The sequence below is a fragment of the Solirubrobacter soli DSM 22325 genome (genome assembly GCF_000423665.1).
In the GTDB taxonomy this organism is placed as follows: Bacteria; Actinomycetota; Thermoleophilia; order Solirubrobacterales; family Solirubrobacteraceae; genus Solirubrobacter; species Solirubrobacter soli.
Genome location: NZ_AUIK01000038.1, coordinates 17,968 through 36,197, shown reverse-complemented (window position 1 = coordinate 36,197; position 18,230 = coordinate 17,968). Strand labels below are relative to the sequence as shown.

The window sequence follows — 18,230 nt, the reverse complement described above, 5'->3', positions numbered from 1 at the left end:
GCGATCGGGTGCATCGCTAGACCCGGTCGTCGGCCTTGTCGACGGCTCCCGAGATCACCGTGTAGCCCAGCAGCCGCTCGGCCTCCTCGATGCCGCCCTGGAGGTCGCCGACCGCGTTGACCTTGGAGAGGTCCACGCCGAGCGTGACCAGCGTCTGGGCGATCTCGGAGGAGAGGCCCGTGATGATCACCGAGGCGCCCATCAGCCGCGACGCGTCGACGGTCTGCACGAGGTGGTTGGCCACCGTCGAGTCGATCGCCGGCACACCCGTGATGTCGATCACGACCACGCGGGCGCGGTTGGTGCGGATCCCGCGCAGGAGCTGCTCGGTGAGCTGGCGGGCGCGCTGGCCGTCGAGCACGCCGATGATCGGGAGGATCAGGAGCCGCTCGCGGACCTGGAGGACCGGCGTGGAGAGCTCGCGGATCGCCTCCTGCTGCTGGCGGATGATGCGCTCGCGCTCGGTGACGAAGTTGATCGCGACGGTGTTGGCGATCCGGTTCGCCGCCGGCTCGTAGGCGTCCAGGACGCGGTTGAAGTCGTCCGGGTACTTCTTGAACAGCGAGCGCGCGAGCACGTCGCGCAGCAGGAGCACGATGCCGAGGACCTCGTCGGTCTCGACGCCGCGGGGGATGATGCGCTCGGAGAGGTTGCGGGCGTAGTCCTGCAGGGCCTCGACCGAGCCCGTCTCGAGCACCTCGACGTAGTTGTCGTACACCGAGGTCGCCTCGGAGAAGATCTCCTCCTCCGTCAGCGCGGTCAGCAGTCGCGCCTCGCTGATCCGCCGCGCCCATTCCTGGCGCAGGTCGGTTCGGTTGGCGCGGAGATGCGCGACCAGTTCGCGGAGGAGATCGTCGCGGGCCTCCTGCTGGCCGGTCGTGACCGCGTCCATCTCGTCAGTCATCGGTCTCCTTGGGGTTGGGGTGTGGGGCCGAAGGCGAGGATCGCCATGTCATCGCGAAGCCTCCCTTCCGAGGCGGCCAGCACGGCCGTCTCCACGCGATCGGCCACCGCGTCCGGCGGCAGCCCTGCGCAGGTCTCGAGCAGGGCCACGAGCTCTCGGTGGCCGAAGACTTCCTGGCGGCGCCGCCGGACCTCCGTGACGCCGTCCGTGTAGAAGACGAGCACCTCGCCGCGGCCGAGCGTGACCGCGACGTCGGTGAGCAGCGGGTCGATGTCCGAGCCGAGCAGCGTCCCGAGCCGGCCCACGGGCGTGACGCGGCCGTCGGGGTGCACGACCAGCGGGAGCGGGTGGCCGCCGCAGGCCAGCTCGAGCTCGATCTGGTCGTATCCGACCCGCATGTGGGCGTAACAGACGGTGCAGAAGCGGCCCTCGTCGCCGGCCTGGTCGCGCAGCGCCTTGTGCAGCAGCCCGAGCACGCCGGACGGGCGGCTCTCGTAGGCCGCGGCGGCGCGCATGGTGTGGCGCGCCAGGGCCGTCACCGCGGCCGCGTCCGGCCCTTTGCCCTGGACGTCGCCGATCAGCGCCGTCCAGGCCCCGTCACCGGCCAGGAAGAGGTCGTAGAAGTCGCCGCCGAGCTCGATCCCCTCGCCCGCGGGCCGGAAGCGCACCGCCGCGCTGAGCCCATGCACCGCCGGGAGCGCGCCCGGCCGGAGCGAGCGCTGGAGCGTGCGGGCGATCGTGCGCTCGCGCTCGTAGAGCTGCGCGTTGGTGATCGCGACGCTGGAGAGCTGGGCCAGCTGGGTCAGCGCGGCCTCGTCGCGCGCCGTGAACGTCCGGTCGTGGGCGTCGACGACCTCGAGCGCCCCGAGCTCCTTCCCGCGGCCCGTAAGGGTGACGCTGACCCGGGCGGGATGCGCCTCACCGCCGCCGAGGCGGGCGGGAGAGGTGGCCGTGAGCGGTCGCAGGCGCGGGTCCGGCGCGAGGATCGCGACGGTCGCTCGGGCGGCGTGGATGATCGAGCGGGCCGCGTCGGCGGTCAGCTGCAGGATCTCCTCCACGGTCATGCTGGAGTTGATCGCCACCGACGCGTCGGCGAGCGCGCGCAACTGCTCGACGTGCTCGTGCTCGATCCGCGCGACCTCCTGGACCTCGAGGTAGCCGCGGTGCACGGTCTCGAACGTCGACAGGCTCTCGCGCAGGAACGCCGCGCCGGCGACCAGCGTGTCGAGATCGGTCGCCTCGGCCTCGCGCAGCGCCTCGTGGTGGGCCTCGGCGAGGTCGAGCACGCTCAGCTTCGCCTGCACCGCCTCGCGCCCGAGGTCGTAAGCGGCGCCGAGCGTCACCTCCGACCGGTCGCCGAGATACGCGGCGAACGCCGCCGAATAGCGCGCAGCCAGGCCGTTGGTGACGTCCCCGGTCCCCACGATCGGGGCGAACCTTATGGGTTTAGTGGCTGCTGTGATCCAGCGGAAGCGCGGCGATGTCGCGACGCGTGTCCGCGATCCACTTGATCGTCGACACGAGGAAGATGAACCCGAACAGGGCGACGAGCACCCACGAGAGCGTGATGCACACGATCGCCAGCGCGAGCGCCGCGGCGTTGACCAGCGGGATGATGCTCGCGGCCGGCATGTGGATCTCCTCCCCGACGGGAGGAGCGGAGCCGTCGATGTCGTCGATCTGGCTCATGAGTTGTAGACGAACGCGGCGACGAAGGTGAGGGCGAACATCAGCAGCCCGATGATCGCGGCGAAGTAGGCGGTGCGGAGGTTGCGGCGTGCGAGCTTGCGATCCATTCGGGCGGCCAGTCTACAGCTGTGCGTCGAGGACCATCGCGACGAAGAGCACCGCGAGGTATCCGAGGGAGAACAGATACGTGCGCAGGGCGCTCTTGCGGTCCGCCCGGCGCTGAAGGCGCAGGGAGAGCGTGATGAACGCCGCGCCCAGGCCGACGGCGAAGACGGCGTAGATCGCGTCGAAGAAGCCGAACACGACCGGGAGCAGCGTCAGGACGACCAGCAGGAACGTGTAGAGGACGATCTGCCGCCGCGTCTCCTTCTCGCCGTGGACGACCGGCATCATCGGCACGTTCACGCGGGCGTACTCGTCCTTCATGAGCAGCGAGAGCGCCCAGAAGTGCGGGGGCGTCCAGTAGAAGACGATCGCGAACAGGTACAGCGCGGCGGGGGCGACGCTGCCGGTCGCGGCGGCCCAGCCGACGAGCGGCGGGACGGCGCCCGCGGCGCCGCCGATCACGATGTTCTGCGGCGAGCGGCGCTTGAGCCAGACCGTGTAGACCAGCGTGTACCAGACGAACCCGGCGAGGGCCAGGAACGCGGCCAGCAGGTTCGCGGCGGTCGCGAGGATCAGGAACGAGAGTGCCTGCAGCACGAACGCGTAGATGAGCGCCGCGCGCGGCGAGATCCGCCCGCTCGGGACCGGGCGCGAGGCCGTCCGGCCCATCGCCGCGTCGATGTCGCGGTCGTAGAAGTGGTTGAACGCGCCCGCCCCGCCGGCGCTCAGGAAGCCGCCGATGACCGTGATCGCGACGAGGCCGGGCGACGGGTCGCCGGCGACGTACATCGTCGTGATCGTCGTCAGGAGCAGCAGCAGCTGCACCTTCGGCTTCGTGAGCGTGACGTAGTCGGCGACGACCTGCTTGACGCCGGAGACCGGCAGTGCTGCTTGCGACGCTTCCATCAGCGCTGCAAGGGCTGCCCGGTGCGGTAGCGCTGCTCGACGCCCGTCCGCTGCTCGATCTCGCGGCGGATGTCCTTCATGGGCTCGACCGAGCGCACGCGCGGGATCACGTCGAAGTTGTTCTCCGGCGGCGGCGACGGGGTGAACCACTCGAGCGTGTTGGCCTTCCACGGGTCGGGACCGGCGAGCGCGCCCTTCTTGAGCGCGTGCACGATGCCGATGACCGTGACGGCCACGCTGAGCGCGATCATGAACGCGCCGACCGTGGAGATGAAGTTGTACGCCGTCCAGCTCGTGTCCGAGTACTCGTAGATGCGGCGCGGCATGCCGCTCAGGCCGGCGGAGTGCTGGATCAGGAACGTCAGGTGGAAGCCGACGAACATCAGCACGAAGCCGACCTTGCCGAGGCTCTCGCTCAACATCCGGCCTGTGATCTTCGGGAACCAGAAGTAGAGCGCCGCGAGCATCGCGAAGGCGGAGGCGCCGAACGCCGTGTAGTGGAAGTGGGCGACGACGAAGTACGTGTCCGTCAGCTGCCAGTCGATCGGGAAGACCGCCAGGAAGATGCCGGTGATGCCGCCCATCGTGAAGGTGAAGATGCCGCCGACGCAGTACAGGAGCGGAACCGTCCACTCGACCGTGCCGCGCCACAGCGTCGCGATCCAGTTGAAGATCTTCACGCCCGTCGGGACGGCGATGATGAAGCTCGAGAGCATGAAGAACGCGAGCACGACGGTCGACATCGGCGTCGCGAACATGTGGTGCGCCCACACGAGCATGCCGAGGAAGGCGATGCCGGCGGTGGCCGCCGCGATCGCCTTGTAGCCGAAGATCGGCTTGCGGGCGAAGACCGGCAGGATCTCCGAGAAGACGCCGAACGCCGGTAGGACGAGGATGTACACCTCTGGGTGTCCGAAGAACCAGAAGAGGTGCTGCCAGAGCAGCGCCGATCCTCCCTGGCTCGGATCGAAGAACGTCGTGCCGAAGTTGCGGTCCAGCAGCAGCATCGTCACGGTCGCGGCCAGCGACGTGAGGGCGACGATGATCAGGTACGCGTAGATCAGGATCGTCCACACGAACAGCGGCATGCGGCCCCAGCCCATGCCGGGCGCGCGCATGTTGTGGATCGTGGCGATGAAGTTGATCGCGCCGATGATCGAGCTCAGGCCGGTGAGGTGGACCATGTAGATCCAGGCCTCCTGGCCGTTGGTCGCGCTGTACTGCTTCAGCGAGAGCGGCACGTAGGAGAACCAGCCGGCCTCGGGCGGCGAGAAGAACATCGAGGCGTACAGCGCCAGGCCGCCGAACAGGTACATCCAGTACGACCACGCGTTCAGGCGCGGGAACGCGACGTCGCGCGCGCCGATCATCAGCGGCAGCAGGTAGTTCGCGAAGCCCGCCCACACCGGCACGACGACGAGGAAGACCATCGTCGTCCCGTGCATGGTGAGGATCTGGTTGTACCGCTCAGGCGTGAGCAGCGTGTTGTCCGGCACCGCGAGCTGGGTGCGCATGAGCAGGGCCTCGACCCCGCCCAGCACGAAGAACACCAGCACGGTGGCCAGGTACATGATCCCGATCTTCTTGTGATCGGTCGTGGTGATCCACGAGGTCCAGCCGCCGGCCTCGCGCTCTGCGCGGTGGGCGATGATCTGCGGGCGCGGGCGCGCTCGCAGTCCGGTGCTGGTCGGTTCGGTCGTGGCTGCCAAGGTTCAGATCCCTCTTACTGGCCTTCGGTCTGTTCGGCCTGCAAGGCCTTCTGCTGCTTCGCGACGTCGGTCCGGGCCGTCTTGACCTCCTGGACCTTCTGCGCGTACCACTTCTTGTAGTCCGCCATGCGCATCCCGATCACGCGCCCGTACATGTTCGCGTGGTTGCGGCCGCACAGCTCGGCGCACTGGCCCGTGAAGACCACCTGCTTCTGCCCGTCCTTGAGGGCGCTCGGCGGGATCTGGAACCAGGTCTTGTTCGTGTAGCCGGGGACGGCGTCCATCTTGCCGCCGAGCTTCGGGATCCACCATGAGTGGACGACGTCGTCGGCGGTGATGTCGAGCAGGACGGTCATGCCGACCGGGACGACCATGTCCGTGTAGACGAGCAGCCGGTCGTTGCCGGGGTAGCTGTAGCGCCACACGTACTGCTGGCCGTTGACGGCGATCTTCAGCGTCGGGCCCTTGACCGCGGGCATGTCGGTCGAAGCGACCTGGATGTTGTCGGTCATCGCGACCGCGTTGCCGTTGGCGTCGACGACGGACGGCTTCGGATCCTTGATCGCGCCGAGCTTGAGGAACGTGAAGAAGGTGATGAAGATGAGGATCACGGCCGCGCCCACGGTCCAGCCGACCTCGAGCTTCGTGTTGCCGTGGATCTGCGCCGCCTGGCGGCCCTTGCGGGCGCGGTACTTCCAGAGCGAGTACAGGAGCGTGCCCTCGACGCCCGCGAAGATGAACAGCGCGAGCACGAAGACCATGATGTACAGCGTCTTGATGCTGTCGGCGTTCGGCGAGCCGCCCGCTTCAGGGAACAGCAGGCCGGCGTTGGCGGCTGGGGCGGCAAGTAGGGCTGCGACAAGCGCTGCGGGCAGCGCGAGCAGGAGCCGGCGGAATCGTCCTTCAGGCACGAGGGCCGGGAGTATATGGAGCAAGTGGACGCCTTCGCCGCGCGGTCAGCTCAGCGACCGTCGAACCGGGCCTCACGCTTCTCCACGAACGCCGCCACTCCTTCCACGAAGTCGCGCGATTGCGCCATCTCCTGCTGGATGCCCGCCTCGAGCTCCAACTGCGCCTGCATGCGGGAGAACTGCCAGGCGTTGAGCTGGCGCTTGGTGCCGGCGTAGGAGCGCGTCGGGCCCTTCGCGAGCCGGTCGGCGAGCGCCGCCGCGTCCTCCATGAGCGTCTCGTCACTGACGGCGCGGTTGATCAGCCCCCACTCGACCGCCTTCGCCGCGGGGATGCGCTCGCCGAGCATCGCCATCTCCGCCGCGCGGGCGAACCCGACCCGCTCGGGGATGAGGAACGAGGAGCCGCCGTCGGGAACGAGGCCGATGTTCACGAACGCCAGCAGGAAATACGCCGACTCGCCCGCGATGATGAGGTCGCATGCCAGCGCGAAGGAGCAGCCGATGCCCGCCGCGGCGCCGTTCACGGCCGCGACCACCGGCTTCGGCATCTCGCGGAGGGCGAGGATGATGGGGTGAAAGCGCTCGAGCAGGGCCTTCTGGACGTTCGGATGTCCGCTCTCGGTCGGCTCGAAGCCGGAGCGCAGGTCGGCGCCCGAGGAGAACGCGCGACCGTTGCCGGTCAGCAGGACGGAGCGGACCTCGTCGTCGTTCGCGGCCTCGCCGAGCGCCTGGAGCAGGTCGTTGCCGAGCTCGAGGTTGACGGCGTTCATCGACTCCGGGCGGTCGAGCCTGATGGTCATCACCGCGCCGTGGCGCTCGGTCTGAACTGTCATCGTCTTGATCCTCGTGAAGGTGGGTAGTTCCAGGAGAATGCACGCTCGCAGACCACGGATCGGACTGTGTGCCGCGCTGGAACGAGCCCGGTGGACGGTATGGGATCGCGAGGCCTTCCTGCTCTCGCGGGCGTACGTCGACGCCCTGCAGCGGGCGGGCGCCGTCGCGCTGATGGTCCCGCCGGACGCCTGGATCGCCGACCACCCGGACGACGTGCTCGAGGGCCTCGACGGCCTCGTCCTGGCCGGCGGCGCGGACATCGACCCGAAGACATACGGCGACGAACGCCACCCGAAGACGATCAACACCCGCCCGGACCGCGACCACGCGGAGATCGCCTTGACGCTGCGCGCGCTCGAGCGCGACCTGCCGGTGCTGGGCATCTGCCGCGGTATGCAGCTGATCAACGTCGCGCTCGGCGGGACGCTCGTCCAGCACCTCCCCGACGACGTCGGCCACACCGACCACCGCCGCGCCCTCGGCTCCTTCGACAACGCCGACCACGACGTCCTGCTCGAGCCGAACTCGCTCGCCGCCCGCGCCTGCGGTGAGATCCGTCACGCAACGAAGTCCCACCATCACCAGGCGGTCTCCGCGCTGGGCGAGGGCGTCGTCGCCTCGGGGTGGAGCGTGCTCGACAACCTCGTCGAGGCGATCGAGGTGCCGGAGTCGCGATGGGCCCTGGGTGTCCAATGGCACCCGGAGGTCGACCCGCGCTCCCGCGTCGTCCGCGCGTTCACGGCCGAAGCCGCGCGGGTCCCGGCGTCCGTCGGATGACCGCTCTCACCAGCGGTCCATAACCCCGTACGGGGGCTGCCCGAACCTGCCCCGTCCGCCCGCGCCGATATATTCGCCGCTCCGTGCCCCGCTCGACCGCCATCCGCGCGGCCGCCTGCACGGTGCTCGCCGCCGGCCTAGCGGCGCCGTTGCTCCGCCGCCGGCTCCGCCTAAAGCCCCCCGTTGTGATCACCGCCGCCGCAGCGACGCCCTTCGCCCTGGCCGTGTTCCCGCGCTCGCGCGCGCGGGACGTTGGGATGTGCGCGCTGCAGATGTACGCGTACCTGGTCACGTACAAGATGCCCAACGACGACCCCGAGAAGCTGATGGCGCGGGTGCGCGTGGAGTACCCCGTCAAGGCGGACCGGTTCATCGGGCGCGGCACGACGCCCACGCTGCGGCTGCAGCGGCGGCTCGCGCACCCCGACCGCTTCCGGACGTGGGAGAAGGTGCTCGTCTGGTCGCACTGGGTCTGGTTCGCGTTCCCGCACGGGACCGTCGCGTACGTGCTGTTCAAGCACCGCGACCAGTTCCCGGCGGCGGCGGCGCGGGTCTACGCCACGTTCGACCTCGGCGTGATCGGCTACTGGGCGATCCCCACCGCCCCGCCGTGGTACGCCGCGCAGCAGGGGCTGATGGAGGACGGGCGCACGCCGGAGCTGCGGCGCATGATGGTCGAATACGGACAGCAGTTCTGGAAGCAGAGCTGGGGGCCGCTCTACGGTGTCCTCGGGGGGAATCCGCTGGCCGCCATGCCTTCGCTTCACTTCGCCACGTCCGTGACGGCCGCGCACGTGCTCAGCGACACCGGCAAGGTCGCGGGCGCGCTGGGGTGGACCTACGCCGCCACGCTCGGCATGGCGCTCGTCTACCTCGGTGAGCATTACGTCGTCGACCTCGCGGCCGGGCTCGCGCTCGCGGAGACGATCCAGCGCGCCCAGCCGCGGCTCATCCCGGTCTCGCGCTCACTCACGCGAGTACTCCAGGCACTCGAGGCCAAGGCGCAAGCGTGACCAAAGCGCCGGAGCAGCTGGTGGACGCGCAGCCGCCCGGCGACGAGGAAGACGACGACCGCGGCCTCGAGCTCAACGGCCGGACGATCCTGACGCTGTGCGGGTTCCTGGCCGCGATGATCCTCGCGCTCTACCTGCTGCTGCCGCGCCTCGCGGGCCTCGAGGACACCTGGAACCGGATCGAGGACGGCTCGCCGGGCTGGATCGTGCTCGCGTTCGCGCTCACGTTCGGCATGTTCGGCGGCTACGTCGAGCTGTTCCGCGGGGTCTTCGGGCACGTCGAGCGGATCGGCCGGCGCGAGAGCTACCTGATCACGATGGCGGGCCTCGCGGCGAGCCGGATCTTCGCCGCCGGGGGCGCGGGCGGGCTGGTCCTGCAGGCGTGGGCGCTGCGCGCGGCCGGGATGCGCAAGCGCGAGGTCGCCGACAAGACGATCAGCTTCCTCGTGCTGACCTACTTCCCGTACGCCGCGGCGGTCGTGATCTGCGGCTTCGGCCTCGAGTTCGGGATCTTCCCCGGCGAGGCGCCGCTGACGATGACCGCGGTCCCGGCCGTGATCGCGCTGATCCTGATGGGGCTGACGAGCCTGATCCTGCTCGTCCCGACCGACCTCCAGCGTCGCCTCGACGGCTTCGCCAGGCGGACCGGGCAGATCGGGCGCGTGACCAAGAAGCTGGCGACCGTCCCCGCCGCGACGTCCGCCGGCCTCCACGACGCGCTGCGCCACATCCGCTCCCGCAACCCCGCGCTGCTCGGCGCGATCCTGTTCTGGTTCTTCCAGATCGCCGTCCTCTGGGCCGCGTTCCAGGCGTTCGGCGACGCGCCTCCGGTCGCGGTCCTCATCCAGGCGTTCTTCGTCGGCATGCTCGGGAACCTGTTGCCGATCCCCGGTGGAGTGGGCGGGGTGGAAGGTGGCATGATCGGAGCGTTCGCGGCGTTCGGGATCGACGCCGGGCTCGCCGTGGTGGCCGTGCTCGTCTTCCGGGCGTTCACGTTCTGGCTGCCGCTGGTGCCCGGTGTGATCGCGTTCTTCCGGCTGCGGACGCGTGTCGAGGAGTGGCGTAACGAACGCGAGCGCGGCGCTACTATACAAAGTAAAGCGTGAGCGGAAAGGCAACCATGGCAGACGTCGAGAACGTGATCATCATCGGCTCAGGGCCGGCCGGTTACACGGCGGCGCTGTACACGGCTAGAGCCAATCTGAACCCGTTGGTCATCGAGGGCTTCTTGTGGGGCGGCCTGCTCCAGCAGACCACCGATGTCGAGAACTTCCCCGGGTATCCGAAGGGGATCATGGGTCCGGAGATGATGCAGGACCTGCGCGACCAGGCGGAGCGCTTCGGCACGCGGTTCATCACCGACAACGCCACGAAGTTCGAGCCCGGCAAGGACGGCGAGCCGCACACCGTCTGGATCGAGGACGAGGAGTTCAAGGCGCGCGCGGTGATCCTCGCGATGGGCGCGGAGCACAAGAAGCTCGGCGTGCCCGGCGAGGAGGAGCTCGGCGGCCGCGGCGTCTCCTACTGCGCGACCTGCGACGCCGCCTTCTACAAGGACCGCGCGACGATCATCGTCGGCGGCGGCGACTCGGCGATGGAGGAGGCCATCTTCCTCGCCAAGTTCTCCTCGAAGGTCGTGATCGTGCACCGCCGCGACGAGTTCCGCGCGTCGAAGATCATGCTCGAGCGCGCCCGCGCGACCGAGAACATCGAGTTCAAGACCCCGTTCACGGTCGACGAGTTCCTGCCCGACGAGAGCGGCGTCCTCTGCAAGGCGCGCCTGCGCAACACCGAGACCGGCGAGACCGAGGACCTGCCGATGGCGGGCGCGTTCATCGCGATCGGCCACGAGCCGCAGTCCGAGATCGTCCAGGGCGTCGTCGGTACCGACGCCGAGGGCTACGTCCAGACCGAGGGCAAGTCCACCCGCACCAACGTCCCAGGCGTCTTCGGCGCCGGCGACCTGTGCGACAGCACCTACCGCCAGGCCGTCACCGCGGCGGGCTCCGGCTGTATGGCCGCGCTCGACGCCGAGTGGTACCTGCGCGACAACCCCGCGGTCCCTACGCCGGCCGCCCTTGAGGGCACGGGCGACCTGGCGGAAGCGCAGTGGGCGCCGGCAAAGCTCTAGCCGCCGTCTGTGCCGCCGTGGCCCTCGCGGGCTGCGGCGGCGACGACAAGCCCGAGGAACCGCTCCCCACAGCTCCGGACACGATCCAGTTCACGTCGCCGAACTTCAAGGACGGCGGCGCGATCCCGAAGGAGCTCACGTGTGACGGGGCGGGCGCCAAGCCCACGCTCGCGTATCGCGGGCTGCCCGAAGGCGCGATCGAGCTCGTGCTGGTCGTCCAGGACCCGGACGCGCCGAACGGCACCTTCACCCACTGGACGGCGTGGGGCATCTCCGCCGCCCCCGGCGGCGGCCTCGCCCCCAACGGCGAGTTCCCGGCCGGCCTGAAGGAAGGCAAGAACTCGGCCGGCAAGGTCGGCTGGACGCCGCCGTGCCCACCCAAGGGCGACGACGCCCACCACTACGCGTTCAGCCTCTACGCCCTCAACAAGGGCCTGACGCTCGAGCCGGGGGCCTCGCCGGAGGCGGTCCAGGCGCAGTTGAAGGGCGCGCTCGCGCGCGGCACCTTCACCGGCACCTACCAACGAGCGGGTTAACCGACGCGCAGGGTGTACTCGCGCTCCTGGTAGCGCGAGTTGCCCTGGGGCCTGATCGCGATGTAGTACGAGTGCTTGCTCTTGCCGCCGTTGCGGACGGAGACGCGCTCGGTCTTCTTCGCTCCGGCCTTGTGCCCGTAGGCGACGCGGCGGTCCTCGTCATTGACCGAGATCGCCGAGGAGGTGAAGACCTCCACCTGCGGGTCGCCGAAGCGCGGGATCACGGAGATCTTGGCCGTCTTCTGACCCGGGATCACGATCCGGTAGACGTCGATTGGGTCCTCCTGGTTGTCGAGCAGGCCGTTGACGCGGGCAGGCGTCCCGCCGTTCCACACCGCGGGGGCGGGCTTGCCGAACGCGGTCCCGTCCACCCACACGATGTTGTCGTTGGGCTCGAGCGGGTCGTGGATCGGCAGCTTGCTCTCGGGCAGATCGAGCGAGTTGCCGACGTTGAGGACGCCGAAGCCGGTCAGCGGGTCCCAACCGGGCTTCTCGACGTCACGCGCGCCCAGCCGGATCGCCTGGACGACGCGGTCGGGTGTGAGGTCGGGCCGCGCGGCGCGCACCCACGCGATCGCGGCCGAGACCATCGGCGCGCTGAAGCTCGTCCCGCTCTGCACGGAGTAGCCGTCCTGGGCCTTGTCGGGGTCCGGGAGGGCGAGCGGGACCGCGGTCATGATGTCCACACCCGGTGCGCTCAGATCGATCGCGGCGTTGGCGTTGGAGAACTCCGCGCTCTTGTCGTCGCGGGTCGTCGCGGCGACGGTGACGACGTGGGGGAGCGAGGCGGGGAACTCGATCGGGTTGCCCTCCTCGAACTCGTTGCCGGCGGCCGCGACCGGGATGATCCCCTTGGCGATCGCGAAGTAGATCTGCACCCACTCCGCCGCGCACCGCGACGGCGAGCTGTAGCTCATGTTGATCACCGACGCGCCGTTCTGGACGGCCTTGGCGATGCCGTCGCCCGAGGCGTCGCAGCTGATCTCGCCATCGGTCCCCGGGACGGTCGCCAGCGGGACGTTGAGCGCCCGCGCGCCCGGCCACACGCCGAGGATGCCGATCCCGTTCTGCGGCGCGACCGCGACCGACATCGTCGCCGTGCCGTGCGAGTCCGTGACCGGCGTGCCGGGCAGCGTGGCCACGTTCGGGTCGCCCGTCCACTCGGGGTGGGTCATGTCGGCCGCGGCGTCCACGAGCGCGATCGCCGGGCTCGTCGGGGTGACCGGCGGCGGCGTGAGCGCCGGGTCGGCGACGATCCTGCGCCAGTCGTTGGGCGGGCCCGAGAGCGGGTCGTCCGGAATCGCGCGCAGCGTGCGCCGCAGCACGTTCGGCTCCGCGTAGTACAGGAGCTTGTGCGCCTTCAGCTCCGCCGCGAACGCCCGCGCCTGGCCGCGCGCGACCGTGTAGCTGCCGGTCTGCGGGAAGCCGAACTGGCGGGCGTGGAAGCGCTGGGCGATCGCGGTGGCCGTCCTCCCGGCGCGGGCACCGACGATCCAGGTGTCAGGATCCGCACGCGCAGCGGAGGCTGTGACCGCACCCGGAAGCTTCATCGGCAGATCCTGCGCGACCGCGGAGGGCGCGAGGAACAGCAAGGCGGCAACGGCTGCGGCGAAAGCTCGGGTCACAGGGGCAGGCAACACGCGAGCGCCGCAATCGGAGCGGCGCCTCCCCTCGAGCCTACACTCGGCGGGTGGATGTCTTCACCGTCGTGTCCTGCCTGATCGTGTTCGCGCTGCTCGCGACGACGATCCTGCTGGGCGTGTTCTCCAAGCGCTCCGCGCTGGACATCCTCGACTGGAAACCCACCCGCTCACCGCAGGTCGAGGCCGAGAACGAGATCGACGACGTCGCGCAGATGATCGAGGCGCAGAACGAGATCCGGCGCCGCCGCGGCAAGCCCGAGCGCACGCTCGAGGACATCGAGAACGAGTGGCGCGGGTCCTGATCGTCCCGTGCGGCGAGCGCGGGCGAGCGCTGGCCCGCGAGCTCCGTGCCGCCGGCCACGCCGTGCGCGGGACCACGCGCGGCGCCCACGCGGCCGAGATCGCCGCGACCGGGGCCGAGGCCTACGTCGGCGACCCCGACCGGATCGCGACGCTGATGGACGCCCTGCACGGCGTCACCGTCGTCTGCTGGCTGACGGGGACGATCGAGGACGCCGACCTGCACGCCGGCCGGCTGCGGATGTTCTGGGAGAAGCTGGTCGACACCCCGGTGCGGGGCGTGGTCTACGAAGGCATGCTGCCCGAGGGCGAGGCGATCGCCCGCGCGTCCGCCGAGACCTGGCAGATCCCGCTCGAGGTGCTCGACGGCGACCCGCTCGCGGACGACTGGATCAGCGCAGCGGTCGCGGCTGTGGACCGGCTCCTCGGAGCCCGTTGACGAATAACGGTGCGCCCGCTGCGGCGCATCCGCGGCGCTTCGCGCTGCTCACGGCCCGGAGAGCCGCATCGCGAGCGCGTGCGTCGCGAGCCACTGGCGGCTGCACCACATCGGTCGGACCGACCATTCGTCAACGAGCCCCTAGCCTGAACAGCAGATCGCCCAGGATGCGGGCGGTCGCGCCCCAGACCAGGTGGCCGTCGACCTCGTAGACGTCGGTCTTGAACGCCATCCCGCGGCGCACCATCCGCTTGAGGCTGTGACCCGCCTGGAGGTCGTCGAGCGCGAACTCGAGCACCTGCGCGACCTCCGCCTCCTGCACGATCCACTCGAAGCCGGGCTCGATCAGCCCGACGAACGGATAGATCGCGTAGTTGGTGACGAACGTGCCGACGGGCGCCAGCGCGCCGACCAGTTCGACCGCGCGCGGCGGCAGGCCGACCTCCTCGTGGGCCTCGCGCAGCGCCGTGTCGACCAGCGTCTCGCCCTCGTCGCGGCGCCCGCCCGGGAACGAGATCTCGCCCGCGTGGCGCTTGAGGTCGTGGCGGCGCTTGGTGAAGACCGCGTGCACGCGCCCGTCCCCGTTCGTGAACAGCGGAACGAGCACGGCGGAGTCGGTCCGGCCGCCGTGGACCTCCATCGCCAGCGACTCCTCGGGCGTGAGGAGCCTGGCGGCCAGATCCTCCCGACTCGTCAGTTCAGCTCGACCCGCTCGTCGAAGGCGACCTCGCCTTCGAGGGTGCGGTGCACCGGGCACTTGGCCGCGATCACCTGCAGCCGCTCGACCTGCTCCTCGCTCAGGTGGGCGGGCATGCGCATGATCAGCTCGAAGCGGGTGGGGCAGCCGCGCTCGGCGGGGGAGTAGCGGCAGTCGACCTCCAGCCCGTCGACGTTCCAGCCCTTGCGCTCGGCGTACATCTCCATCGTCACCGCCGTGCAGGACGCGAGGCTGGCCGCCAGCAGCTCCTGCGGGCTCGGACCCATGTCCTGCCCGCCCTGCTTCTCCGGCTCGTCGACGGTGATCGTGTGCCGGCCGGCCTTCACGTCATGCGTGTAGCGCTCGCGCTTGCGCGCGATCGCCCGCATCGCCCCGGATACGGCTTGCTGGGATCGGTTTATGAGGGCCATGTCTCCTCCAGGGGATTGAACACCATCCCCGTCAGCACCTTCGGGAAAAAGTAGGTCGACTTCGGCGGCATGTTCTCCCCAGCCGCCGCGACGTCACGTACCCGCTCGACGGGGGTCGCGGTCATCAGGAACGCGGCGTCGAAGGAGCCGGCGTCCACCTTGGCCTTCGCCTCCTCGGGCGTGCGCGCGTAGTTGAGGCCGTTGAAGTGCGAGATGTCGTCCTCGGACATGCCGAGCGCGCCCTTGAGGATCAGCGCCTCGAGCACGGCGGTGTCGAGCCGGCGGTAGGGCTCGGGCTTGCCCTCGAGTGCCGCGTCCGCGAGCGCCCAGTCCTTGAGATAGAGCGTCTTCTCGGTCCCGTCGGCGTAGTAGCCGATCGAGAGCGTGTCCTGCGGCTCGGTGGTCCAGTCGCGCTCGATCGCGGCGTTGAGCGCGACTTTGTCGCCCTGGACGAGACGGTGGGTGGGGAAGACCGTCAGGCCGGAGTCCTGCAGCGCGACCAGGCACATCAGCACATAGTCGGCCTTCGCGTTCTCCTGGTGGTAGACCCGCGCGGTCTCGTACCGGTGGTGGCCGTCGGCGATCAGCAGCTCCGTGCCGGCGAGCGCGGCCTTGTAGGCCTCGATCGCGTTCGCGTCGTCGATCCGCCACAGCTTGTGGGTGGTGCCGTCCTCGTCGGTGACGGTGCCCCACGGCTCGTCGGTCGTGAACGCCGCCACCGCGTTCCAGGCCGCGTTGTCCGGATCGTCGAACAGGCTGAAGATCGGCGACAGGTTCGCGCGCGTGGCGCGCGTGAGCCGCAGCCGGTCCTCCTTCGGGCCCGGGTGGGTCCGCTCATGCGGGCGGATGCGGCCGGGGCCGTAGTCGGTGACCTTCACGCGCGCGAACACCCCGTGGCGGGTGCGCTGCGTCCCGTCCGGTCCGGTGTAGTCCTGGGCGAGCGCCCACAGGGCCGGCTCGGAATCACGTACGACGATCCCCTCGTCGTTCCAGCGGGTGAGGATCTCCGCCGCGTGCCCATAGATGTCTGAGCCGTTCTGCGGCAGGTCGATCTCGACGACGTTGTACGGCGAACGGCCCAGGAGCTCGGCTCGCTGGGCCGCGTCGATCACGTCGTAGGGCGGGGCGGCCACCGGCTGGAGGCCTCCGACCTTCGACAGGTCGTAGTGAAGGGCGTTCAGGGGTTCGACGTCGGCCATCTCCAGCCGAGTCTAGAGCTACAACTTCGCGCCGAAATCGGTGGTGATGGTGGCGCCGACGCCGTCGTCGCTCGGGACGCCGAGCTTGATCCCGATGCCGACTTCCTTATAGGCCCGCTTGAGGATGTTCGCCTTGTGGCCGGCGGAGTTCATCCATGCGTCCATGACGCCCTGCGCGGAGCTCAGGTCGCCCGTGCCCCAGGCCAGGTTCTCGCCCAGCGTCCAGCCGTCGTTGCGCTTGGCGTAGCCGGCGTCGAGGATGCGGTCCACGAACGAGTCGCCGTTCGGGCTCGTGTGGTCGAAGAAGCCCTCGCCCACCATGTCCGCCGAGTGCCCCACCGCGGCCTTGCGCAGCTTCGCGTTGTCCTTGAGCAGCGGCAGGTTGTTCTGCGCGCGGATCTGGTTGTGCAGGCAGAGGATCGCCGCCCGCACCAGCTCCAGGTTCTGCGCCGTCGGCAGCACGGTCGTGTTCTGGCACGTGACCTGCGAGGTCTTCGCCTTCGGCTCCTTCGCCGACGCGTGCGCCTTCTTCGCCCGCTTGTCGCCGAGCGCGATCTTCGCGATCACCGGCTTGTCCTTCTTCTTGTTCTTCGCGTCCGCCGCCGGCGAGGCGACGAGCAGGCCGGCCGCGATCGCGGCAACGGGCAGGAAGCGAGTCATCAGGTTTCGTGCGGGCACGGCGGCGACCTCCGTGTCGATCGCGGGTGTGTCGGGTCTATGGCGATTCCGTTCGACCCGACATGCCATTCCTTGGCACGTTCTCCTTCGGCAACCCGGCTAGCTCGGTGAGCCCCGTGGCTTTGCGCCCCGTCCTCGCGGACGGTTTGCCCTTATCGGGAAGTGGAACCTGTGCCCCTGTCATCGGCAGGCACGCCGAAACCTTCACTCCAGGGGGTGAGGCACTGCGATACTGGTCCAGACGGGGCGTGGCGCAGCTTGGTAGCGCGCGTGCTTTGGGAGCACGAGGTCCCGGGTTCAAATCCCGGCGCCCCGATGTGGATCGGGGCCGGAGCGGCGCGCTCCGGCCCGGTCAGCGAGCTACTTGCGGATGACGATCATCGGGTAGCGCCCGTAGCGCCCGAGCAGCCGCGGGAGCTTCTCCTCGAGCCGGTACAGGCCGGCGAGGATCGGCTGCGCGATCCGCCCGCGCGGGATGAAACGGCGCAGCGTGTCCGTGTTGACGGCGCTCCAGGAGAGGATCTGGGCCTCGAAGGGCCAGTCCTGCTGCTCGAACCACTGGCGGGTGTGGGCGAAGTAGTAGAGCTGGTTCTCGCTCTCTGAGGCCTGCACTGGGCGCAGCTTGCGCAGGCCCTTCTGGACGACGCGCACGGGGAGGACGGCGAGGCGTGAGAGCGGCGGCAGGTCGCGCCACGAGGGCGTCTGCCAGTAGTAGACGACGACGGCCGTCCCGCCGGGCTTGAGGACGCGGTGGATCTCGCGGAACGCGTTGGCCTGCTCGTCCTTGGGCACGTGGTAGAGCGCGTGCATGGAGACGACGGCGTCCATCGTGTCGTCCTTGAAGGGCATCGCGGTGATGTCGCCCTGGATGTAGGCGCCGTGGTCGCCGAGGTTGCGGCGGGCGGCGCGCAGGGCGACGCTCGAGAGGTCGATGCACACCCGCGTGTCGAAGCCGCTCGAGTACGCCTGGTACTCGGGGAAGTGCACGGGACCGCACGCGACGTCCAGCAGGTGGCGGCCGCCCGCGGGCAGGTGGCCCTTCACGCGGGCGCGGCAACGCGCCATGTAGGCCTCGACGCGCGGGCGCGGGTCGACGAACAGGGCGGTGTCGGCGAACACGCCCGCCTCGTCCTGCTGCCAGCCGGTCTCGTCGTAGAAGTCCTGGACCGCGCGCTTCTCGGCGCGCAGCTCCTCGGTCTCGGGCAGGGTCCGGAACAGCCCGTCGGCGTCGGGTTCGATCGCCCGCTTGAGCAGACCCCCGACGTCTTCCTGCGGCACGGCTGGGCGAGTCACGTTCACACCTTTCCCTCTCAGAGAACTGCGCGCAC

The 18,230-nt window shown here is 69.8% G+C and carries 20 protein-coding genes, 1 tRNA gene and 1 riboswitch; of the genes, 8 read left to right on the top strand and 13 right to left on the bottom strand.

The window, feature by feature from the left end:
• Nucleotides 1-16: 16 nt before the first annotated feature.
• The 7 genes from G569_RS0127820 to G569_RS0127785 all read right to left on the bottom strand — a co-directional run bounded on the left by G569_RS0127820 (nucleotide 17) and on the right by G569_RS0127785 (nucleotide 7,057).
• Entirely contained in the window at nucleotides 17-904 is an 888-nt protein-coding gene (locus G569_RS0127820; RefSeq protein WP_028065859.1) for an STAS domain-containing protein, read from the bottom strand.
• Entirely contained in the window at nucleotides 901-2,328 is a 1,428-nt protein-coding gene (locus tag G569_RS59085; RefSeq protein ID WP_053227071.1) for a PP2C family protein-serine/threonine phosphatase, read from the bottom strand. The genes G569_RS0127820 and G569_RS59085 overlap by 4 nt, the downstream gene beginning before the upstream one ends.
• Nucleotides 2,329-2,350: 22 nt before the next feature.
• Nucleotides 2,351-2,593, bottom strand: a complete 243-nt coding sequence (locus tag G569_RS0127810) for a hypothetical protein (protein ID WP_028065858.1) — start codon at nucleotides 2,591-2,593, stop codon at nucleotides 2,351-2,353.
• Nucleotides 2,594-2,713: 120 nt separating this feature from the next.
• The gene (locus tag G569_RS52090) at nucleotides 2,714-3,604 is read right to left on the bottom strand and encodes a heme o synthase (RefSeq protein ID WP_037499640.1); all 891 of its coding nucleotides are present in this window, start codon (nucleotides 3,602-3,604) and stop codon (nucleotides 2,714-2,716) included.
• Nucleotides 3,604-5,313 (bottom strand): cytochrome c oxidase subunit I, encoded by a 1,710-nt coding sequence (ctaD, locus tag G569_RS52085; RefSeq protein WP_245602568.1) that lies wholly within the window; start codon nucleotides 5,311-5,313, stop codon nucleotides 3,604-3,606. Before ctaD ends, G569_RS52090 begins: the two co-directional genes overlap by 1 nt.
• 14 nt (nucleotides 5,314-5,327) lie before the next feature.
• The gene (gene coxB / locus G569_RS52080) at nucleotides 5,328-6,224 is read right to left on the bottom strand and encodes a cytochrome c oxidase subunit II (protein ID WP_169542259.1); all 897 of its coding nucleotides are present in this window, start codon (nucleotides 6,222-6,224) and stop codon (nucleotides 5,328-5,330) included.
• Nucleotides 6,225-6,274: 50 nt separating this feature from the next.
• Nucleotides 6,275-7,057 (bottom strand): enoyl-CoA hydratase-related protein, encoded by a 783-nt coding sequence (locus tag G569_RS0127785; RefSeq protein WP_028065857.1) that lies wholly within the window; start codon nucleotides 7,055-7,057, stop codon nucleotides 6,275-6,277.
• Nucleotides 7,058-7,094: 37 nt separating this feature from the next.
• On the opposite strand from G569_RS0127785, the gene G569_RS0127780 reads away from it, so the two are divergent.
• The 5 genes from G569_RS0127780 (at nucleotide 7,095) to G569_RS0127760 (ending at nucleotide 11,515) form a co-directional block, all read left to right on the top strand.
• A complete protein-coding gene (locus G569_RS0127780; protein WP_028065856.1) occupies nucleotides 7,095-7,835 on the top strand; it encodes a gamma-glutamyl-gamma-aminobutyrate hydrolase family protein in 741 nt (246 codons plus the stop codon).
• 83 nt (nucleotides 7,836-7,918) lie between these two features.
• The gene (locus tag G569_RS0127775; protein ID WP_245602567.1) at nucleotides 7,919-8,848 is read left to right on the top strand and encodes a phosphatase PAP2 family protein; all 930 of its coding nucleotides are present in this window, start codon (nucleotides 7,919-7,921) and stop codon (nucleotides 8,846-8,848) included.
• Nucleotides 8,845-9,954: a lysylphosphatidylglycerol synthase transmembrane domain-containing protein gene (locus G569_RS0127770; protein WP_028065854.1), complete on the top strand. Its 1,110-nt coding sequence runs from the start codon at nucleotides 8,845-8,847 to the stop codon at nucleotides 9,952-9,954. Before G569_RS0127775 ends, G569_RS0127770 begins: the two co-directional genes overlap by 4 nt.
• 14 nt (nucleotides 9,955-9,968) lie before the next feature.
• Complete coding sequence (trxB, locus tag G569_RS52075; protein ID WP_053227069.1) at nucleotides 9,969-10,979, top strand: thioredoxin-disulfide reductase; 1,011 nt, start codon at nucleotides 9,969-9,971, stop codon at nucleotides 10,977-10,979.
• A 17-nt stretch (nucleotides 10,980-10,996) separates the two neighbouring features.
• Entirely contained in the window at nucleotides 10,997-11,515 is a 519-nt protein-coding gene (locus G569_RS0127760) for a YbhB/YbcL family Raf kinase inhibitor-like protein (RefSeq protein ID WP_053227068.1), read from the top strand.
• On the opposite strand, the gene G569_RS59080 is transcribed toward G569_RS0127760, so the two are convergent.
• Complete coding sequence (locus G569_RS59080) at nucleotides 11,512-13,065, bottom strand: S8 family peptidase (protein WP_157592363.1); 1,554 nt, start codon at nucleotides 13,063-13,065, stop codon at nucleotides 11,512-11,514. The two genes, G569_RS0127760 and G569_RS59080, sit on opposite strands and share 4 nt — an antisense overlap.
• A gap of 140 nt (nucleotides 13,066-13,205) precedes the next feature.
• Here G569_RS59080 and G569_RS0127750 point away from each other — a divergent pair, with 140 nt between their 5' ends.
• Together G569_RS0127750 and G569_RS0127745 are read left to right on the top strand one after the other, a co-directional pair.
• Nucleotides 13,206-13,460, top strand: a complete 255-nt coding sequence (locus tag G569_RS0127750) for a hypothetical protein (protein ID WP_028065852.1) — start codon at nucleotides 13,206-13,208, stop codon at nucleotides 13,458-13,460.
• Complete coding sequence (locus tag G569_RS0127745) at nucleotides 13,445-13,897, top strand: Rossmann-fold NAD(P)-binding domain-containing protein (RefSeq protein ID WP_028065851.1); 453 nt, start codon at nucleotides 13,445-13,447, stop codon at nucleotides 13,895-13,897. The genes G569_RS0127750 and G569_RS0127745 overlap by 16 nt, the downstream gene beginning before the upstream one ends.
• Before the next feature lie 130 nt (nucleotides 13,898-14,027).
• Here G569_RS0127745 and G569_RS0127740 read toward each other — a convergent pair whose 3' ends face one another.
• From G569_RS0127740 to G569_RS59075, 4 genes are read right to left on the bottom strand one after another with little or no spacing between them, the layout of a single operon-like run.
• Nucleotides 14,028-14,537 carry an NUDIX hydrolase gene (locus G569_RS0127740; protein WP_084285666.1) on the bottom strand — a complete coding sequence of 170 codons (510 nt, stop codon included), beginning with the start codon at nucleotides 14,535-14,537 and terminating at the stop codon, nucleotides 14,028-14,030.
• A 53-nt stretch (nucleotides 14,538-14,590) separates the two neighbouring features.
• Nucleotides 14,591-14,983 (bottom strand): OsmC family protein, encoded by a 393-nt coding sequence (locus G569_RS0127735; RefSeq protein ID WP_028065849.1) that lies wholly within the window; start codon nucleotides 14,981-14,983, stop codon nucleotides 14,591-14,593.
• Nucleotides 14,984-15,012: 29 nt separating this feature from the next.
• Nucleotides 15,013-16,224, bottom strand: a complete 1,212-nt coding sequence (locus G569_RS0127730; RefSeq protein WP_028065848.1) for a DUF1015 domain-containing protein — start codon at nucleotides 16,222-16,224, stop codon at nucleotides 15,013-15,015.
• Nucleotides 16,225-16,242: 18 nt separating this feature from the next.
• Nucleotides 16,243-16,884, bottom strand: coding sequence for a CAP domain-containing protein (locus G569_RS59075; protein ID WP_053227066.1), 642 nt, complete (start codon nucleotides 16,882-16,884; stop codon nucleotides 16,243-16,245).
• Between the two features lie 104 nt (nucleotides 16,885-16,988).
• Nucleotides 16,989-17,063: riboswitch (cyclic di-GMP riboswitch) on the bottom strand.
• 81 nt (nucleotides 17,064-17,144) lie between these two features.
• Here G569_RS59075 and G569_RS0127720 point away from each other — a divergent pair.
• A tRNA-Pro gene (locus G569_RS0127720) sits at nucleotides 17,145-17,218 on the top strand.
• A gap of 44 nt (nucleotides 17,219-17,262) precedes the next feature.
• On the opposite strand, the gene G569_RS59070 is transcribed toward G569_RS0127720, so the two are convergent.
• The gene (locus G569_RS59070; RefSeq protein ID WP_211233099.1) at nucleotides 17,263-18,195 is read right to left on the bottom strand and encodes a class I SAM-dependent methyltransferase; all 933 of its coding nucleotides are present in this window, start codon (nucleotides 18,193-18,195) and stop codon (nucleotides 17,263-17,265) included.
• Nucleotides 18,196-18,230: the final 35 nt, after the last annotated feature.

Coding starts and splice junctions, on each gene's coding strand:
- G569_RS0127820 (WP_028065859.1), bottom strand. CDS start 904: ATGACTGACGAGATGGACGCGGTCACGACCGGCCAGCAGGAGGCCCGC.
- G569_RS0127810 (WP_028065858.1), bottom strand. CDS start 2,593: ATGAGCCAGATCGACGACATCGACGGCTCCGCTCCTCCCGTCGGGGAG.
- G569_RS52090 (WP_037499640.1), bottom strand. CDS start 3,604: ATGGAAGCGTCGCAAGCAGCACTGCCGGTCTCCGGCGTCAAGCAGGTC.
- G569_RS0127785 (WP_028065857.1), bottom strand. CDS start 7,057: ATGACAGTTCAGACCGAGCGCCACGGCGCGGTGATGACCATCAGGCTC.
- G569_RS0127780 (WP_028065856.1), top strand. CDS start 7,095: ATGCACGCTCGCAGACCACGGATCGGACTGTGTGCCGCGCTGGAACGA.
- trxB (WP_053227069.1), top strand. CDS start 9,969: ATGGCAGACGTCGAGAACGTGATCATCATCGGCTCAGGGCCGGCCGGT.
- G569_RS59080 (WP_157592363.1), bottom strand. CDS start 13,065: ATGAAGCTTCCGGGTGCGGTCACAGCCTCCGCTGCGCGTGCGGATCCT.
- G569_RS0127740 (WP_084285666.1), bottom strand. CDS start 14,537: ATGGAGGTCCACGGCGGCCGGACCGACTCCGCCGTGCTCGTTCCGCTG.
- G569_RS0127735 (WP_028065849.1), bottom strand. CDS start 14,983: ATGCGGGCGATCGCGCGCAAGCGCGAGCGCTACACGCATGACGTGAAG.
- G569_RS0127730 (WP_028065848.1), bottom strand. CDS start 16,224: ATGGCCGACGTCGAACCCCTGAACGCCCTTCACTACGACCTGTCGAAG.
- G569_RS59075 (WP_053227066.1), bottom strand. CDS start 16,884: ATGACTCGCTTCCTGCCCGTTGCCGCGATCGCGGCCGGCCTGCTCGTC.